At 40.4% G+C, this 15589-nt stretch carries 19 protein-coding genes; 1 reads left to right on the top strand and 18 read right to left on the bottom strand.

All coding sequences use genetic code 11. The features are described from left to right. Window positions 1–4: 4 nt before the first annotated feature. The 11 genes from AC1DOK_RS11015 to AC1DOK_RS10965 all read right to left on the bottom strand — a co-directional run bounded on the left by AC1DOK_RS11015 (window position 5) and on the right by AC1DOK_RS10965 (window position 8418). Window positions 5–577 carry a GNAT family N-acetyltransferase gene (locus AC1DOK_RS11015; protein ID WP_477554314.1) on the bottom strand — a complete coding sequence of 191 codons (573 nt, stop codon included), beginning with the start codon at window positions 575–577 and terminating at the stop codon, window positions 5–7. Window positions 578–1018: 441 nt separating this feature from the next. Next, entirely contained in the window at window positions 1019–1999 is a 981-nt protein-coding gene (locus AC1DOK_RS11010; RefSeq protein WP_477554356.1) for a DUF4432 family protein, read from the bottom strand. Window positions 2000–2072: 73 nt separating this feature from the next. Beyond that, entirely contained in the window at window positions 2073–2852 is a 780-nt protein-coding gene (locus tag AC1DOK_RS11005; protein ID WP_477554313.1) for a glucose 1-dehydrogenase, read from the bottom strand. Window positions 2853–2872: 20 nt separating this feature from the next. After that, complete coding sequence (locus tag AC1DOK_RS11000) at window positions 2873–3940, bottom strand: mannonate dehydratase (RefSeq protein WP_477554312.1); 1068 nt, start codon at window positions 3938–3940, stop codon at window positions 2873–2875. 48 nt (window positions 3941–3988) lie between these two features. Next, window positions 3989–4666, bottom strand: coding sequence for an RraA family protein (locus AC1DOK_RS10995; RefSeq protein WP_477554311.1), 678 nt, complete (start codon window positions 4664–4666; stop codon window positions 3989–3991). Between the two features lie 79 nt (window positions 4667–4745). Then, window positions 4746–5417, bottom strand: coding sequence for a GntR family transcriptional regulator (locus AC1DOK_RS10990; RefSeq protein WP_477554310.1), 672 nt, complete (start codon window positions 5415–5417; stop codon window positions 4746–4748). A gap of 242 nt (window positions 5418–5659) precedes the next feature. Beyond that, window positions 5660–6715: a CotH kinase family protein gene (locus AC1DOK_RS10985; protein WP_477554309.1), complete on the bottom strand. Its 1056-nt coding sequence runs from the start codon at window positions 6713–6715 to the stop codon at window positions 5660–5662. Window positions 6716–6894: 179 nt separating this feature from the next. Further along, entirely contained in the window at window positions 6895–7320 is a 426-nt protein-coding gene (locus AC1DOK_RS10980; protein ID WP_477554308.1) for a hypothetical protein, read from the bottom strand. A gap of 121 nt (window positions 7321–7441) precedes the next feature. Continuing rightward, window positions 7442–7828: a rhodanese-like domain-containing protein gene (locus tag AC1DOK_RS10975; RefSeq protein ID WP_477554307.1), complete on the bottom strand. Its 387-nt coding sequence runs from the start codon at window positions 7826–7828 to the stop codon at window positions 7442–7444. A 6-nt stretch (window positions 7829–7834) separates the two neighbouring features. Then, complete coding sequence (locus tag AC1DOK_RS10970; RefSeq protein WP_477554306.1) at window positions 7835–8104, bottom strand: metal-sensing transcriptional repressor; 270 nt, start codon at window positions 8102–8104, stop codon at window positions 7835–7837. A gap of 2 nt (window positions 8105–8106) precedes the next feature. Further along, window positions 8107–8418: a rhodanese-like domain-containing protein gene (locus AC1DOK_RS10965; protein ID WP_477554305.1), complete on the bottom strand. Its 312-nt coding sequence runs from the start codon at window positions 8416–8418 to the stop codon at window positions 8107–8109. Window positions 8419–8639: 221 nt separating this feature from the next. On the opposite strand from AC1DOK_RS10965, the gene AC1DOK_RS10960 reads away from it, so the two are divergent. Then, entirely contained in the window at window positions 8640–9179 is a 540-nt protein-coding gene (locus AC1DOK_RS10960; protein WP_477554304.1) for an NADPH-dependent FMN reductase, read from the top strand. A gap of 71 nt (window positions 9180–9250) precedes the next feature. Here the strand turns inward: AC1DOK_RS10960 and AC1DOK_RS10955 are convergent, their stop codons facing one another. The 7 genes from AC1DOK_RS10955 to AC1DOK_RS10925 form a co-directional block, all read right to left on the bottom strand. Continuing rightward, a complete protein-coding gene (locus AC1DOK_RS10955) occupies window positions 9251–9451 on the bottom strand; it encodes a hypothetical protein (protein ID WP_477554303.1) in 201 nt (66 codons plus the stop codon). A gap of 146 nt (window positions 9452–9597) precedes the next feature. Further along, window positions 9598–10224, bottom strand: a complete 627-nt coding sequence (locus AC1DOK_RS10950) for a 3'-5' exonuclease (protein ID WP_477554302.1) — start codon at window positions 10222–10224, stop codon at window positions 9598–9600. 182 nt (window positions 10225–10406) lie between these two features. After that, complete coding sequence (locus AC1DOK_RS10945; protein ID WP_477554355.1) at window positions 10407–12593, bottom strand: bifunctional 2',3'-cyclic-nucleotide 2'-phosphodiesterase/3'-nucleotidase; 2187 nt, start codon at window positions 12591–12593, stop codon at window positions 10407–10409. 127 nt (window positions 12594–12720) lie between these two features. Continuing rightward, window positions 12721–13125: a CBS domain-containing protein gene (locus AC1DOK_RS10940; RefSeq protein WP_477554301.1), complete on the bottom strand. Its 405-nt coding sequence runs from the start codon at window positions 13123–13125 to the stop codon at window positions 12721–12723. 270 nt (window positions 13126–13395) lie between these two features. Beyond that, window positions 13396–13734 carry a DUF779 domain-containing protein gene (locus AC1DOK_RS10935; protein ID WP_477554300.1) on the bottom strand — a complete coding sequence of 113 codons (339 nt, stop codon included), beginning with the start codon at window positions 13732–13734 and terminating at the stop codon, window positions 13396–13398. Between the two features lie 8 nt (window positions 13735–13742). Next, the gene (adh, locus tag AC1DOK_RS10930; RefSeq protein ID WP_477554299.1) at window positions 13743–15263 is read right to left on the bottom strand and encodes an aldehyde dehydrogenase; all 1521 of its coding nucleotides are present in this window, start codon (window positions 15261–15263) and stop codon (window positions 13743–13745) included. A gap of 102 nt (window positions 15264–15365) precedes the next feature. After that, a complete protein-coding gene (locus AC1DOK_RS10925; RefSeq protein WP_477554298.1) occupies window positions 15366–15584 on the bottom strand; it encodes a hypothetical protein in 219 nt (72 codons plus the stop codon). Window positions 15585–15589: the final 5 nt, after the last annotated feature.

Below are 15589 nucleotides of genomic sequence, written 5' to 3'. Positions count from 1 at the left end.
GAGGTTAACTGTTGTCTATTGTAACATCCTGATTAGCAGCTAACCACTCAGATGCCAGTAGCGAGTATACAGCCATATCAACAAAATTCTCATTTACATAATCAATCATTCTTAGCACACCTTCTTGAGTGAAACCAAGTCGATTCGCAATCGCCCTGCTGCGTTCGTTCTTAACATCCACACGTATTTCTATCCGATTCATATGCCAATCCTCAAAAGCAAAATAAATTAAGGTCTGACATGCTTTGGTCATGATTCCCTTGCCCTGAAAATCTTCTCCAAGCCAATACCCTATTGATACATGGCGTGCGATCAAGTTAGGTTGATGAAAACCTACTACTCCACATAATTGACCATTTTTAAAAATACCTGTTGTGAACCCTGCATTATTCGCATGATTATTCAGTGTAAATCGGATGAATTCCTCCGAATCCTGTACGGTTCTTGTACCATCAACCCATGGCATCCATGGTCTTAAATGTTCTCGGTTCGTATCAGTCAAATGAAATAAATCATTCACATGGGAAGGCTGCAATATTTGTAAAGTTAACTGTTCATCAATTATATATTCATACATTCCTAGTCGCCCCTCATTTTATTAAAGTATGACAAAGTATAAGTTATTATATTTTCGACATACCTCCAAAAATGCCTTTAAAGAGCTGTTATCTACCTATTTGCTTAATAGAGCGATTACTACTGAATGTCGACACATTAGGTATTAGATCATACAGCCAACTATCAAGGACTGGTTATCATTATTTTTAACTTACCAGTCTTGTAAATGAAACAATCCCCGTCTTTCCTCAAGATGGGGATTTTACATGTACCGTATTAGAGAATATAGTCCAGGTCGGGATAATAATACTACGCTCTATGTTATGTTCTAACATAAATCCGATCGCTTCACGGCAGCCTATGAAATCGCGGGTTATGAGCAATATGTAATAAATCAAATTGGCCGACATTTCATTTGTAAATGTAAATGTCGGCTTAGGGATTAGTGCATGCGTAAGTCCTACAATTCAAACAAAGTTGCAGACATCGAAAATTTCTTTGTCTCTCCACCTTGAATATACCCCGCTGTTCCATTGCGTACAGCCTCGGATAATCCATGAGTCGGATAGCTCGAAAAGGGCTCTAACCCAATATTATAATGCCTACCAAACCAAGGGTATTCTGTCATACTTCCGAATTCCTGCCAATACCACAAGTACGGCATCGTATTGGCATCCCACTCCACACGAATAGCTGCACCAAGCTGGGCATTTTCTACTTGGTACCATCCCGTTTCTCGAAATCCTTCCAGATAAACAATATCTGACGGGGTGCCTTTTGGCGGAAGAATAGACAGATCTATCCTATTTCCTGATGGTTCCTCCACCCACGGCCATTCATGATGGATACCACGTTTTACTCGTGCGGTCTGTTTCTGGGAATTATCCAGCTCGTCAGCAATAACTTTAATATCCTCGGGCAGTCGGATACTACACCCAGGTTCTAAAAAAGGCTTACCGAAAGCCAAATGCTGTTCCCACATATACCTTAAAGGTACGTCGCTTAAGTTCTGAATTCCCTCCGTAATGACGACTTTCGCCGAATTCGCGTGTAGAGTAATCGTCTTGCTCAGTTTAAAAGGAACTTTCTTTGTTTTAACTGAAAATGTCACGGAGACGATATCCGGCGTATCCATCTCAATCGTGTATGACCAAGGCATATGAGCCACTTCACCATGTTGACCAAATTGAGCACCAAGGTAAGAACTGCTGACACCGCCATTCGGAAATATCTCCTGCCATCCACCCATGTAATAGTCAATATAAGTGGACTGGGAATCAGGGGATGTCGGCAAATACCTATTTGGATTATCTACTCCATTTTCTGTTAGCCACATAAAATCCAAATCACGGCTTTTCAATAAGAACTCAAAAATCTCTGACCCTTTATCTACCAGGATTGAAAGACGTATTCTTTCATTTTCCAAAACTACGGTCCTCATTCCCATATAGGTATACTGATCATGAACGCGACAGCCATAATTTCTTTGCTTACGGTAATAATCCATCTGCATTTTATCCTTTCAAAAAGAATGGGTACAGTGTCATTCCACCATCGACAAAGAGCGTAACTCCGGTGACATAACTAGCTTCCTCAGAAGCTAACCATGCTGCTGCAGATGCAATCTGCTTTGGTTCGCCTACTCGATTCATTGGGATCAGCGAAAGTACGTCTTCATTTTGCTTCGGGTCGGAGAGAATATGTTCGTTCATAGGCGTTGCAATAGCACCGGGTGCGATCGTATTCACACGGATACCGTGAGGCGCATATTCGAGAGCTAGCGTCTCTGTTAGCAACCTTAACCCGCCTTTGCTGGAAGCATAATGAGCATGGAACGGCTTTGGAATTTTTTGATGGACACTCGACACATTAATAATATTCCCTTGAATGTTATTCGCTAGCATGTACTTGATGGCTTCACGACAGCTAACGAAGGCGCCGGTTAAGTTGGTATCCATGACTTTATGCCAATCATCCAGACTTAATTCATGGGATGGACAAGTAGTTTGAATCCCGGCATTATTGACAAGGACGTCTAGACTTCCGAATGTATCTATAGCCATCATAATAAGTCGTTTGATCTCATCCTCTTTGCTTACATCGGCGCGAACAGAAATTGCGTCGCCTCCAGCCTTCTTTACCTCTTCCACCACAATATCGGCCTGTTCAGAATCATGATGATAGTTAACAACGACCTTCATTTTCTCCTGCCCGAATCGAAGCGCAATCCCACGCCCAATCCCTTTCGATGCACCGGTTATAACCGCAACTTTTCCTTTTAAATCCGTAAACATATGATCTCCCCTCCGATCCTCTATTCGTTGTTCACGATTGATAGTGCAGCCTTCATATACCCTAGTGCATACGCCATTCCTGCATGCCAAGGTGCTTTGCACGTCATTTGTGGCGTATGATCAGGAATGAAAACGCCATCAAAATTATTTTTCTTAAAGATACGAAGCGCCTTGACCATATCAATATCTCCCTCGTCAACGAACACTTCCTGATAATTTGGCACTTTGCCGATCACATTGCGAAAGTGCACATAGCCGATTGCATGCTGCTTACTGTACTGGTCGATGGCTTCATAAACGTTACCTTCCGTCATTTCCTGCAAAGTCCCCATGCAGAACTCTAGTGCGTTGCTATGGCTTGGGACGATATCAAGCAGTCTCTGATACAAATGAGGCTGGTTCACTAAACGGCCATATCCACGAATTGTAGGCATCGGTGGATCATCTGGGTGTGCGGCTAATCTTACACCAGCCTCTTCGGCAACGGGAACAAGCTCCTTCAGGAAATAATCAAGTCTCTCCCAGAGCTCAGCCGAGGAAATCGGGGGGATGAAACCTTTGGGTGCGTTAAAATCATATGTCATATTCCAGATTTGCCCGTTTGGAATTGGTGTTTGCTCCGGCCCTTCTTGGAGGTTGAATGTTGCAGTGACGGCTCCCCCACGGGCGACAGCCCGGTTCACATGTCCCCAAACTCCAGCAATGCTGAAATTGTACCCTATGATCGGAATTCCAGCTCTCCCAACGTTGCGAACGATCTGCTTTAAGTGCTCGATCTGTTCCTTTTTCTTAGGGCCATCCATGAGGATATCGTACCAATCCGCAGGACTAAAGTTTTCGATGGCTTCGAATTCTAAACCTTCATCATTCATCGATTTCTTTAAGGCTAGCAGGCTTTCATATGACCATATATCTTCGTTTGGCCTTGCAATTCCCATGTTACGGTCTTTGTCCGTAGATGGCAAACCTTCGACACCATTGTAATAGTCAACCAAATGAGCAACGATATGGGTACATCCGGCTTGTTTGGCAAACTGAAAATTGTCTTTCGTCAATCGATCACGATATAGTCCAAGACCTAGCTTCATGACAACAGCTCCTCTATGTAAAATAAAATAAATAAGTCCTATATTTTTTTATAAAATTCCAAAGGTTTTGAAAGCTTCCGTGCATAGCATGCCGTCCTGTAAGGCCTTCCTTACCAAATTCTCACCTTCAACCTTTTCCAGCGACTTCTTAATCACTTCCTCCTCAATATCCTGAGGAACGAACACAATACCGTCGATATCCGCAAACACGTAATCGCCAGGATGGATCCTTACTCCATCGATTTCGATCGGCTGTTGGTAAAATATAAGATTAACTCTACCCTTCGAATCCGTAGGTACTTGACCTCTTGCAGCTAAAGGAAATTTCATTTCCATGATTTTGGCTGTATCGCGGTTTAAACCATCAACGATTGCGCCTCTGCCTCCGCGTGCTCGACATGCTGTTGCGATCAACTCACCCCAGAAAGCAGCTTCATCAGGCGCCCCTGTAGAAACGACAAATACTTCACCTGGTGAAACTGCGTCGATGGCTTCCATTTGCAGCTTGTAAGGCTCCGCTGGAATCGAAAATACCTTTGTTGCTTGGGCTGTGAAAGAGCGCCCGCTTATTTTCAAATTCGGATCAATTAATCGTAGTCCCGCACCGAAAGTTTGATTCCGGTAACCAAGATCGTCCAAAATATCGCCAATCACGGCTGAATATAATTTCTGCTCCAAGAAATCGAAATCGTAACCTGCAATGGAAGTAGCTTTTGTATTGTTCATGTTTTAATCTCCTTTTTATAAAATATTAAAATCTATAATGTGAAATTTCAGATTTAGTAAAAAATAGAAAGGGAATCATTTATAAGACCCCTCCATTTTCATGCAAGTTAGCAATCATATTGATCTTACTAGTAGTAATGTGGTCTTCTATCTTCTGACTCGCTTCTTGCAAATCGTAACGCTTTAATGCTTGCACAATCGCAATGTGCTCGTCATGACCGGAAAAAGACCTCTCATAGCTTTGAAAGAAGTAGATTCTTGACGCATGCAGAAAACTGTTTATTGACCTATATTGCTCCACCATACGTTGATTGTCCCCAGTCTGAACAATTTCATGATGGAACCTAACATCAAGTTCAAGAAAACTCTCAAATGGGAATGGCTTTACGCCCAATGTCTCTTTAAACTTTTCAAGGATTTCTTCTAGCGTTTTAACAAGTTTTTGTGTTTTCAACTCAGTAAGATGAGATACACACCACTGCTCAATCATTAAGCGGATTTCAGAAACTTCCTCGATGTCCGAAATTTTCAAGCTCGTGACAAATGTCCCCGACCGAGGTTTCACTTCCATTAAACCCTCAAGAACTAAACGGTTAACAGCATCCTTTAAAGGCGTTCGGCTAATGTTCATTTTTTGCGATAAGTCATTCAGATCAAGCCTTTGCCCGCCAATAAATTCACGGTTTAAAATCATTTTTTTGAGCAAATTATATACTTTTTCCGAAAGCTCGGTATGCTCTATTTCATACATGCTCTCTCCTCCCTTCGCTTTTGTAGTTAAGTAATCTGTAAACTGAAATTTCAGATTTTAATTTAATATTACTCCCTTCATAACACAAATTCAAGTATGTTTGCAGAAATTCTTAGATTAAGTTCTTAATTAGGCCAATTAAGAGTGTGTTTAGGTGATATGTATCACCTTTCAAAATCATACAAAACAAGAAAATCGCACCATAGATGCGACCTCTAATTAGAAAATCATTTGTTATTTAGCTATAAACGTTCAAGATCTTCTGCAATAATCTCTCTACGCTCCCGTATATAGTTCCGAATTATCTGCGGTTCCTTAGCAAATATTTGTGTCGACCATTTACGATCTCGATCTTTATATACATAGTAAGCAATTTGGTCATACATCTGGTTGACTTTATCCACAATTCGATCGGCAAGAAATGTATGATCCAGGATATCCTTCAGAATAACTTTATATCTACTGCGAATACTTGCGTATTTAAGCAGGTTTGAGGTTAATCGATTATAGCCCGTTATTCGAACCAAATCACTACTAACTACCTTTCCAAAGCAATTGCGACCCCAAGTACCTTCATAATCCCACGGAATAATTCGAAATACATGACGATTCCTATGTTCATACAACGAATAATTCTGATCAAATCCATCATAATTACCCGTAAATACAGCTCCTGCAAGCCAGTGAAGATAGTTATCAATATCAAGCCTTGAGGTTAAATGATTGTACAAGGATTTGCCTTTTAGTTTGTTTAACTTAGAAATGAACTGTATTAACCTTCGTCGATCTATATCATTACCTATCTCAAGGGCGTACCCTTTAAATAAGGTATCCTTGCGTTTCCCTGTATCCGGATTGATTAAGCTAAAATTTGCCCTGTCATTTACAGCATAAAACAAAGATCGCACTGAAATACGTCGGTGAGCAAAAAATTTAGGATCAACCGATTCAAGCTCCAAATAAACTCCTGCACTTCGTCCATCTAGAATTAAATGACAATGGGCAGTTCTCGAACAAGGAACTCCAATCCAATTGAAAAACTGAAAGGACAAGGCGTTACGAATTAATGAAGGATCATCATACTCTGCATTTAAATGAACTGTAGTAGATCCATCCACTATTTCATAAGATCGCTTCGGATATTCCCGTGTATGTCCACCACGATATCTCACCTTAATAGGTACTCTAACACCTCGTTTAATCAGGAATGCATCCACAAATTGATTACTCCATATATCCTTCTCTAGTAATCTGCGCCCATCGTTTGGAATGATAAGTTGCCGCTCTGTTAACGCCATGCAGCTAACCGCCTTCCATAAGAAGCATAAATAAACTTCACAAATTAAACATTAGCTTCTTGCACATTATGATGATCGCATGTTCCATGCGACGGCTATTGCCCTTCGTTGTGCTGAATAAAAAAACTGTTGAGGTATCCCTCAACAGTTATCCATTTATGACCGTCCGCCAACTATTCTTAATTCTTCATTCTTCGATAGTAATCTTGAATTCCTTGTGGAAACCATAAGAACGCTCTTTTGAGAAATAAGCTGCGCCAGAACTTATCTCCAAGGGCACGTTCCTGATTACGGAGTTTTTCGACCAAACGTAAATTTCTAATTCTCAGTCGATTGCGTTTGAGTTCTACTTCCTGTACACGATCTTCTAATTGCTTGAATTTCCTACGATAATCTTCTAGCTTGGGGTGGTTCTGAATCGTTACATCTTCTAGCATAACTCTCATTTCATTTAATACATTCTTCTCCATACTTAAATCATCGATACCTAGATCACCTGATTCTAGCAGATCTTTAAGTTCCTTTTGCTCCCTAACAGCTAGAATAATGCCAATGATAAGGTAAATAGAAATGACTATATTTATATAAACCATCTGGTTAACCATACGTCCAACTCCCTATAACATATTCCATAACCTTATTGTACTATTTTATTTGATAATTTTGAATATTCTATGACAAATAAAAAACAGCTTTCTACGAATAGAAAACTGTTCTCTTAATGATCTATTTAGCTATCTTACCTTTCCAGCTTAGGAAACCACCTTGGAGATTCACAAGATTGGTATACCCCTTCTTACTAAGAATCCGGCCCGCTTGCCGGCTACGCATACCGCTCTGGCAATAAATAAAGAGCTGCTTATCATGCGAAATATTTGTAATGGATTGATCGAATTTAGAGAGTGGTAAATTAACAGCACCAGCAATATGCCCGCCTTTGAATTCACTTGGCTCACGTACATCAATCAGCATTCGATTAGGCTGACTCTGCAATGCCTCTTGAAATTGTACTGCGTTCATATTACGCATGCCTCTAATAGAGCCAAATCTTGTATAGAGGAAGAAAACTACAACTACCGCAAGTAGAATCCATATGATGGTATTAGAAGACATTCTTGATCACCTACTCTTAATCATCAGTTCAACAGCTGCTTGAACCAGTTTACTAATATCTTCTTCTGAACCTTGTTCTTCGATAATACATTGACTTAGATTCGTAGCAACAATATGTGCAATAGCTTTATCCACCGCATTACGAACCGCAGTTAATTGACTAACAACTTCTTTGCAATTCTTCCCATCATCCATCATTTGCAGAACACCACGTACTTGTCCTTCTACTCGGCGCAGGCGTTTACTAATATTAACGTCATATTCATATTGCTTCATCATTAATCACCTTCCACAATGTTGCCTCTCCATGCATTCATGCCACCTAACATATTAACGACATTGTACCCAGATTGGGCCAAATACTCACAAGCTCTTTCACTTCGTCCGCCACTTCTACAAACGATAATCGTTTCAACAGTTGCGTCAATTTTATCAATATGATCACCAAATTCGCTGAGCGGTACATGCTTGGCTCCTGGAATATGTCCACTTTCCCATTCATCAAGCTCTCTTACATCCACTATATTGAGATTTTCCTTAGACATCCGTTGTAATACTTCATCTGCCATTTGACTTCTAAAACCAGACATTCCAAGTCACTCCTTCGTTATGCTCAATTATTATTTACACTTGTAGTTATTAATTTATCACATACCCATGGGGGTATATTTTTATCTTATGTCTTTTCATTTGAATTGTCAAATAGTAATTATGGTTCCATTGTTATAACATAGCCAAATGAATTAAGAAGGGGTATACTACTACAAGTAAATAAACTACTACGATACATATAAGAATTGGAGTGAATATTATGAGAATAGTTGCGCTAGTTGGAAGTATACGTAAAGATTCATACAACTTAAAAATTGTCAAAACCATGCAAGAACGTTATGCAGATAAATTTGAAATTGAATTTGCTGATCTGGCTGTCTTACCACATTACAATCAAGATGACGAATTAAATCCATCCGAAGCAGTACAAGCCTTTAAGAAGCAAATTGCGAGTTGCGATGCTGTCCTCATTGCTACTCCTGAATATAACTGGTCCATTCCAAGCGTACTCAAGAATGCACTTGACTGGCTCTCACGTGTAGATAAGGTGATGACTGGTAAGCCCGTCTTAATTATTGGTGCTACAATGGGAATGCTCGGAACAATCCGTGCTCAGCTTCATCTGCGCGAAATTCTAGCTAGCCCTGGGTTTTCAGTGAGAATGATGCCTCTTGGAGGAAATGAAGTATTAATTTCAGCTGTTCATAACAAGATTGATTCAGATGGTCGACTTGCAGATGAGCCTACACTTACCTTCCTTGATGGTGTTGTTGACAGGTTCGTGACTTTCGCTAATTAATTCATTACACCTAAAGAAGCCTAATCGTATGATACATACGGTTAGGCTATTTAATTTATAGAGGTATATGATTATTTAAATCCTATATTAATGCCGTCGAGTGAAGCTATATAGATCAACCATAAGTAAATTAACGTGGAAATTACGATCCATACAATGCGCCTGTTAACGGACCACCGCTTATTGATGACAACTAATACGATACCCGCAGGCAAAAATAAAATGATAATTAGCACGATCACCCATGTCTTTTGATACCATTTAAGCTCCATATTTGCTTTCCTTCCCGTTTATCCAGTTCATATTATTTTCCAGTTTTCCCTGTATATAAGATTTAATGCAACCTATACAAAAAAGCGACCTTGAAGATGAACTACTCTCCAAAGTCGCTAATTATATAGTTGGCTTATGATTTGATTTATGCATTTCCCTTCATTTTATCCTCATATGCATTGACTTGTCCTACAGGTATTGCATAATCAGGCATCCATTTAGGCGGACCATATTTCTTTAGGAAACCGAGCTTATTGACATATGTATCAATTGGTCCTTCGTTATATAAAGCCTCTAATAGCTTCCAGCAACCATTCACATCATTGAGCGCTCGATGGGCACCATCCAAAGGAACGTTATATCGATTGCACATTTCAGTTAATGTATAGGGATAAATAGAGCGATCACGGCTAATTGTTAACGTGTCAATAAAGGAATTATTAAATGACCGGCCTGCTAATCTTTTAAGCGTATAATGTAGAAACCCTAGATCAAAGGCTGCGTTATGTGCAACTAGAATATTATCTCCGAGATAACGATTCAATATTTTGAAGGCAGTCACTTCATCCATTCCATAACGTAGATCTTCATCCGTAATCCCCGTAATCTCCGTTATTTTGGGAGCAAGTTTACCGTCATATTGAATTAATGTTCTAAACTCACTCGCTACAACTCCATCAATAACTCGAATCGCTGCTACTTCAATTACTCTATCTTTCTGTGGATCAAGTCCAGTTGTCTCAAAATCAAATACCGTTAAGTTTCTTAGCATATATCAGATGGAACCTCACTTTCCTAACAAGACTTCACGAATACTACTACGCTCCTTATTATACAACAGGATAAGTTAAAACGCTTATTTAGGTTTAATCAATACGTGTACCATAATAAACCATAAACACATAACAGCCCCCTAGAAGATCATCCTTCTAGGGGGCTGTGATTTATGTCCAACTATTTAGTAGCTGGAATCTTAATTTGTTGCCCAATGAAGATCAAATGAGGATTAGCGAGCTTATTGTATTCAGCTAGCTCTCTCCAATCGAGTCCATACACCTTAGCAATTTTGGAAAGAACATCGCCGGCTTTAACAACATAGATTTCTTGTGGACTGGCAGGCTTTGAAGGATCTGTAGTGGTATCTACTGGTGTAGTTGGCTTAGTTGGTTCCACCTTACCCGTGTTTATTGCATACTTAGCAAATCCAGTTTCTTTGTTTGTATCGATATACGTTAGGGCGCTGTTATTAGCTGCATATTGTTTGGCATTAGGTGAAGTTTCAAAAGTTACATTTACTTTGCCATCAATCGGTGCTAACGACCAGTTATTATCAGCAGCTGGATTAATCGTGCCATTCTCACTTATGTAGTCGATAACTACTTGGCGATTCTCATCAGGTGAACTGATGACAATATTCTTATCTACAGCACCTGGGAATTTACCGCCACCACCTGCACGATAATTATTCGTTACCACGATAAATTTATCAGATGTGTTAATTGGCTTGCCATTATACTGTAGATCTTTAATACGATTAGCATCTTTATTCACCAGTTTACCTGCTGTATCGAACTTTGAAGGCTGAGTGACGTCAATTTTATAAGTCACACCATCAATTACATCAAAGTTATACGTTGGGAAGCTGTCATTAATTAAAGGCTGCTCTTCTGTTTTGTTCGGATCAATTTGGTTAAACTGACCTGCAGAACGCTCAAGCCAATCTTTAACCAAATCTCCTGTAATCAACACCGCGTACAATGTATTCGGATAAACATAAAGGTCAGCCATGTTCTTAACTGCTAAATCTCCAGCAGCAATATCCGTATAATAACTTACACCATTACGGCCACCTGCCTTAAATGGAGCACCTGCAGATAATACAGGAACACCATCGAGTTCAGTTCCTTTAATATTCTTCTCTACGTACCACTTCTGAGCGTTAGTGACGAGCTGAATTGATGGATCATCTTGAATGAGTGCAAAATAACTATTAATCGGCGCGGTTGATTTACCTACTGCTCCACGTACATACTCAAGCGCAGCTTCGTGCTCCGACTTCACGGCATCTAAAACTGCTTGATCAGCATCAACAAGTGACTTCTTATTCGCTTTATCGTAAATTGGAATAACGCTTGATTGAGAATCAATCACTTTCCACTTACCGTCAACCTTGTTTAGGCTCAAATCAATGACACCAAGATTATCTCCCCAGAAGCCTGGCTCAACAGCAGGAACGCCATTAATCGTTCCTTTCTTCAGATCCACACCTGCTTTGGCAAGATCTACACCTTGAGGACCAACGAATTTCTCATTCGGGAACACCACATGCGAATGACCGAACAGGATTGCATCAATTCCAGGTACTTTACTTAGTAAATAAGCCGCATTCTCATCACTAGTACCACTCTCGACCTGACCGAAGCCAGAGTGAGGAATCGCAACAATTAAATCTGCGCCTTCCTTCTTCATCTGCGGAATAAATTTATTAGCGGATTCAATAATGCCTTTGGTAGTCACTTTACCTTCTAGACTCGCCTTGTCCCAGTTCAAAATTTGGGGTGGAACAAAACCGATGACACCAATTTTGAGTTTCTGATCTACACCCTTCTCATCTTTAAAGGTACGATCCAGGATAGTATAAGGCTCAAAGTAGTTCTTGTCATTACCCTCATTCGTGTCTTTATCATCGATATAGACGTTCGAGTTCACATAAGGGAAGTTAGAGCCTTTGAGACTGCGCTCCAGAAAATCTAACCCGTAGTTGAATTCATGATTACCAATATTTCCTACATCGTAATTTAATAGATTCATCGCTTTAAAAACAGGATGTGTTTCTCCATCCTTAAGTGGTTTAACCTTTGCCATTACATCACCGAGTGGGTTCCCTTGGATGAGGTCTCCATTGTCAAAGAGCATACTGTTCTTTGCTGTTGCGCGGTATTTTTTAATAAGAGTCGCGGTTTTGGCCAAACCAAACTCATCGGTTAAGTTGTCTTTGTAATAATCGTAATTCACTACATTCACATGAATGTCAGTCGTCTCCATAAGCCGTAATTTGAGATCAGGACCCGTTGTTTCCGCGGCAGCAGCTGTTGCCATTGGAGCAATTAACATTGCAGATGCTACTGACGTGACTAGCATTTTGCGAAAAGAAAATAGTTTCTTCTTCAAATACTTTTCCTCCTAGTAATCAAATCACTACACAACTATATTATCAATATTGGAATAATTATGTCAATTTGGAAATTAGGAAGATAGAGAAGAAACCTTAGCTAAACATTTTGCTAGAACAATATTCTATAATATCACTTCTTCTAACAATTCCGATAAACATATCCGAATCATCTACGACAGGAACAAAGTTCTGAACTTTAGCTAAACTAATAAGGTCATCCATATTCGCATCTATACGTACGGATTGATTAGGCCTTTGTATCGGAACTTCAGATATTAGGAAGCGATGTGCATTCTCAAGCGAAAGCTCTGTATTATTTTTGAAGAACCATAATAAATCACCTTCAGTAATCGTCCCCATATATTTACCGTCTTTACTCAGAATCGGGATGGAGGTGTAGCGATGATGCTCCATTTTCTCTAACGTTTGACGCAGTGTAAATTGTTGAGTTAGATAAGCAACTTCATGTTTAGGTAATAGAAAAAAAGCAATATTCATTAGGCCTTGCTCCTTTGAACATATATATATTAGAAGAATCGATGCTTATTATATCACATCTACCAGTCACACTTCTCGTTTGCGCTCAGTCCAAGAAGAAATGGCTTCGCCTTCCTAATAGAACGGATGCGTTTCTAAAGGTAAATAAGAAAGTATAGGTGTAAAACTTATACTTTCTTATTCACAAAAAAAGAACGCTCCTTATTAAACTGAGAGCGTCTTTATTTTATTGAATCAATTTCATAACTCATTGAAACCATTTAATTGAAACTATTCACTAAATAATCTCGAGCGTGTGAGAAATCGAACTCCTTCTGGACTTTCTAGTGAAAACCCACCACCACGGCCAGGTACGACGTCGATAATAAGCTGCGTATGTTTCCAATATTCATATTGGGCAGCACCCATATAGAATGGCATTGCGCCAATATCACCGAGGTATACGTCCTGACCACCTATCTTAAACTCACCAGCCATGAAGCACATCGGTGCACTTCCATCACAGCACCCGCCAGACTGGTGAAACATTAGGGGACCATACTTAGTCTTAAGTCGCTCGATCAGATCAAGCGTCGCCTCTGTTGCTACTACTTTCGGCTCCGTTATCATTCGCTACCTTAGAAGAACCCAAGCGCATTAGGACTGTAGCTGATAAGCAGGTTTTTGGTTTGCTGGTAATGACCAAGCATCATTTTATGATTTTCCCGTCCGATGCCGGACTGCTTATAACCACCGAAGGCTGCATGTGCTGGATAATCATGATAGCAGTTAACCCATACGCGCCCAGCTTGAATACCTCTTCCCATTCGATAAGCCGTATTCATGTCACGTGTCCATACTCCTGCACCCAACCCATACAGAGTATCATTGGCAATCGCTAGCGCATCATCATAATCATTAAAGCTAGTAACGGATACAACCGGTCCGAAAATTTCTTCTTGGAAAATCCGCATCTTATTATTCCCAGCAAATACGGTTGGGGTTACATAATAGCCTTCAGCTAAATCACCTGCTAATACATTACGCTCACCGCCTGTTAGCAGCTGAGCACCTTCTCGTTTACCTAGATCGATATAGGACATAATTTTCTCGAGTTGGTCCGTTGATACCTGAGCACCAATCATTGTATCGGTATCCAGTGGATTACCTTGCTTCACCTGTCTTGTTCTCTTCACAGCAGCATCCATAAAATCACTATAGAAGCTATGCTGTACTAGTGCACGTGACGGACAAGTACATACCTCTCCTTGATTGAGCGCAAACATTGTAAAGCCTTCAAGTGCCTTATCGGCAAACTGGTCATTCTTAGCAAACACATCATCGAAGAACACGTTTGGCGATTTACCACCAAGCTCCAGTGTCACAGGAATAATATTCTCTGAAGCATATTGCATAATTAATCGTCCTGTTGTCGTCTCGCCAGTGAATGCAATCTTGGATATTCTATTACTTGAGGCAAGGGGCTTACCCGCTTCAAGTCCGAAGCCGTTTACAACATTGACTACACCTGGAGGCAATAAATCGCCGATGAGTTCCATCAAGACCATAATACTAGCAGGAGTCTGCTCTGCCGGCTTAATGACAACGCAGTTACCCGCAGCTAAAGCCGGAGCTAACTTCCAAGTAGACATTAGGATGGGGAAGTTCCAAGGAATAATCTGTCCGACAACACCGAGCGGTTCATGGAAATGATAAGCAACTGTGTTCTCATTCAGTTCAGCAAGCGTTCCTTCCTGCGCCCTTATTACACCGGCAAAATACCGATAATGATCAATCGCTAGTGGTAAGTCCGCAGCAAGCGATTCTCGAATTGGCTTGCCATTGTCCCAAGTTTCCGCAACCGCAAGCATTTCTAAATTAGCTTCCATCCGGTCTGCTATTTTATTCAGAATTTGTGATCGTTCTGCAGGCGAAGTACGCCCCCACGCTCCCTTAGCAGCATGAGCAGCATCTAGTGCCTTCTCAATATCCTCTTCTGTTGACCGAGCGATTTCGCAGAACACTTTGCCATTAACAGGTGATGGGTTAGAGAAATATTCTCCCCTTACTGGTGCTACCCATTCTCCTCCTATGTAGTTATTGTAGCGACTTCGAAAGTTTACTTTACTGCTTACTGAACCTGGCTGTTCATAAATCATGCTACCATCTCCTCAAATAATAGAGTTAGTACCATATATACCTGATTTAAGAAACAATTATGCCAGATGCTTGTTAATAAAATAGATAGATGTGCAGTAAAATTATGGCTCAACACCAAAATCAGTGCTTGAAAAATTGTAAGATGCCGATAGATGACCGCTGCGCGGACGGATTGTCCTTACGATCACTGTTGCCCCCAGATTTCTTGATCGTATACCGCTTATAGCGGTAGAAATCCGGTGGCAAAGGCGAACGCTTCGCTTCTCCAGGACAAATCCGTCCCCTCCTCTACGTTCTGCATATGGTTCTGTCTTTAGCAAGCACA

The sequence above is a fragment of the Paenibacillus sp. P5_B5 genome (assembly GCF_056400365.1).
The sequence above is the reverse complement of the archived record's forward strand: the minus strand, read 5'-3'. Positions and strand labels throughout refer to the sequence as shown.

What these genes read in the sequence shown, in the direction of transcription:
- AC1DOK_RS11015 (WP_477554314.1), bottom strand. Translation starts at nt 577, where the DNA reads ATGTATGAATATATAATTGATGAACAGTTAACTTTACAAATATTGCAG.
- AC1DOK_RS11010 (WP_477554356.1), bottom strand. Translation starts at nt 1,999, where the DNA reads ATGAGGACCGTAGTTTTGGAAAATGAAAGAATACGTCTTTCAATCCTG.
- AC1DOK_RS11005 (WP_477554313.1), bottom strand. Translation starts at nt 2,852, where the DNA reads ATGTTTACGGATTTAAAAGGAAAAGTTGCGGTTATAACCGGTGCATCG.
- AC1DOK_RS11000 (WP_477554312.1), bottom strand. Translation starts at nt 3,940, where the DNA reads ATGAAGCTAGGTCTTGGACTATATCGTGATCGATTGACGAAAGACAAT.
- AC1DOK_RS10995 (WP_477554311.1), bottom strand. Translation starts at nt 4,666, where the DNA reads ATGAACAATACAAAAGCTACTTCCATTGCAGGTTACGATTTCGATTTC.
- AC1DOK_RS10990 (WP_477554310.1), bottom strand. Translation starts at nt 5,417, where the DNA reads ATGTATGAAATAGAGCATACCGAGCTTTCGGAAAAAGTATATAATTTG.
- AC1DOK_RS10985 (WP_477554309.1), bottom strand. Translation starts at nt 6,715, where the DNA reads ATGGCGTTAACAGAGCGGCAACTTATCATTCCAAACGATGGGCGCAGA.
- AC1DOK_RS10980 (WP_477554308.1), bottom strand. Translation starts at nt 7,320, where the DNA reads ATGGTTAACCAGATGGTTTATATAAATATAGTCATTTCTATTTACCTT.
- AC1DOK_RS10975 (WP_477554307.1), bottom strand. Translation starts at nt 7,828, where the DNA reads ATGTCTTCTAATACCATCATATGGATTCTACTTGCGGTAGTTGTAGTT.
- AC1DOK_RS10970 (WP_477554306.1), bottom strand. Translation starts at nt 8,104, where the DNA reads ATGAAGCAATATGAATATGACGTTAATATTAGTAAACGCCTGCGCCGA.
- AC1DOK_RS10965 (WP_477554305.1), bottom strand. Translation starts at nt 8,418, where the DNA reads ATGTCTGGTTTTAGAAGTCAAATGGCAGATGAAGTATTACAACGGATG.
- AC1DOK_RS10960 (WP_477554304.1), top strand. Translation starts at nt 8,640, where the DNA reads ATGAGAATAGTTGCGCTAGTTGGAAGTATACGTAAAGATTCATACAAC.
- AC1DOK_RS10955 (WP_477554303.1), bottom strand. Translation starts at nt 9,451, where the DNA reads ATGGAGCTTAAATGGTATCAAAAGACATGGGTGATCGTGCTAATTATC.
- AC1DOK_RS10950 (WP_477554302.1), bottom strand. Translation starts at nt 10,224, where the DNA reads ATGCTAAGAAACTTAACGGTATTTGATTTTGAGACAACTGGACTTGAT.
- AC1DOK_RS10945 (WP_477554355.1), bottom strand. Translation starts at nt 12,593, where the DNA reads ATGCTAGTCACGTCAGTAGCATCTGCAATGTTAATTGCTCCAATGGCA.
- AC1DOK_RS10940 (WP_477554301.1), bottom strand. Translation starts at nt 13,125, where the DNA reads ATGAATATTGCTTTTTTTCTATTACCTAAACATGAAGTTGCTTATCTA.
- AC1DOK_RS10935 (WP_477554300.1), bottom strand. Translation starts at nt 13,734, where the DNA reads ATGATAACGGAGCCGAAAGTAGTAGCAACAGAGGCGACGCTTGATCTG.
- adh (WP_477554299.1), bottom strand. Translation starts at nt 15,263, where the DNA reads ATGATTTATGAACAGCCAGGTTCAGTAAGCAGTAAAGTAAACTTTCGA.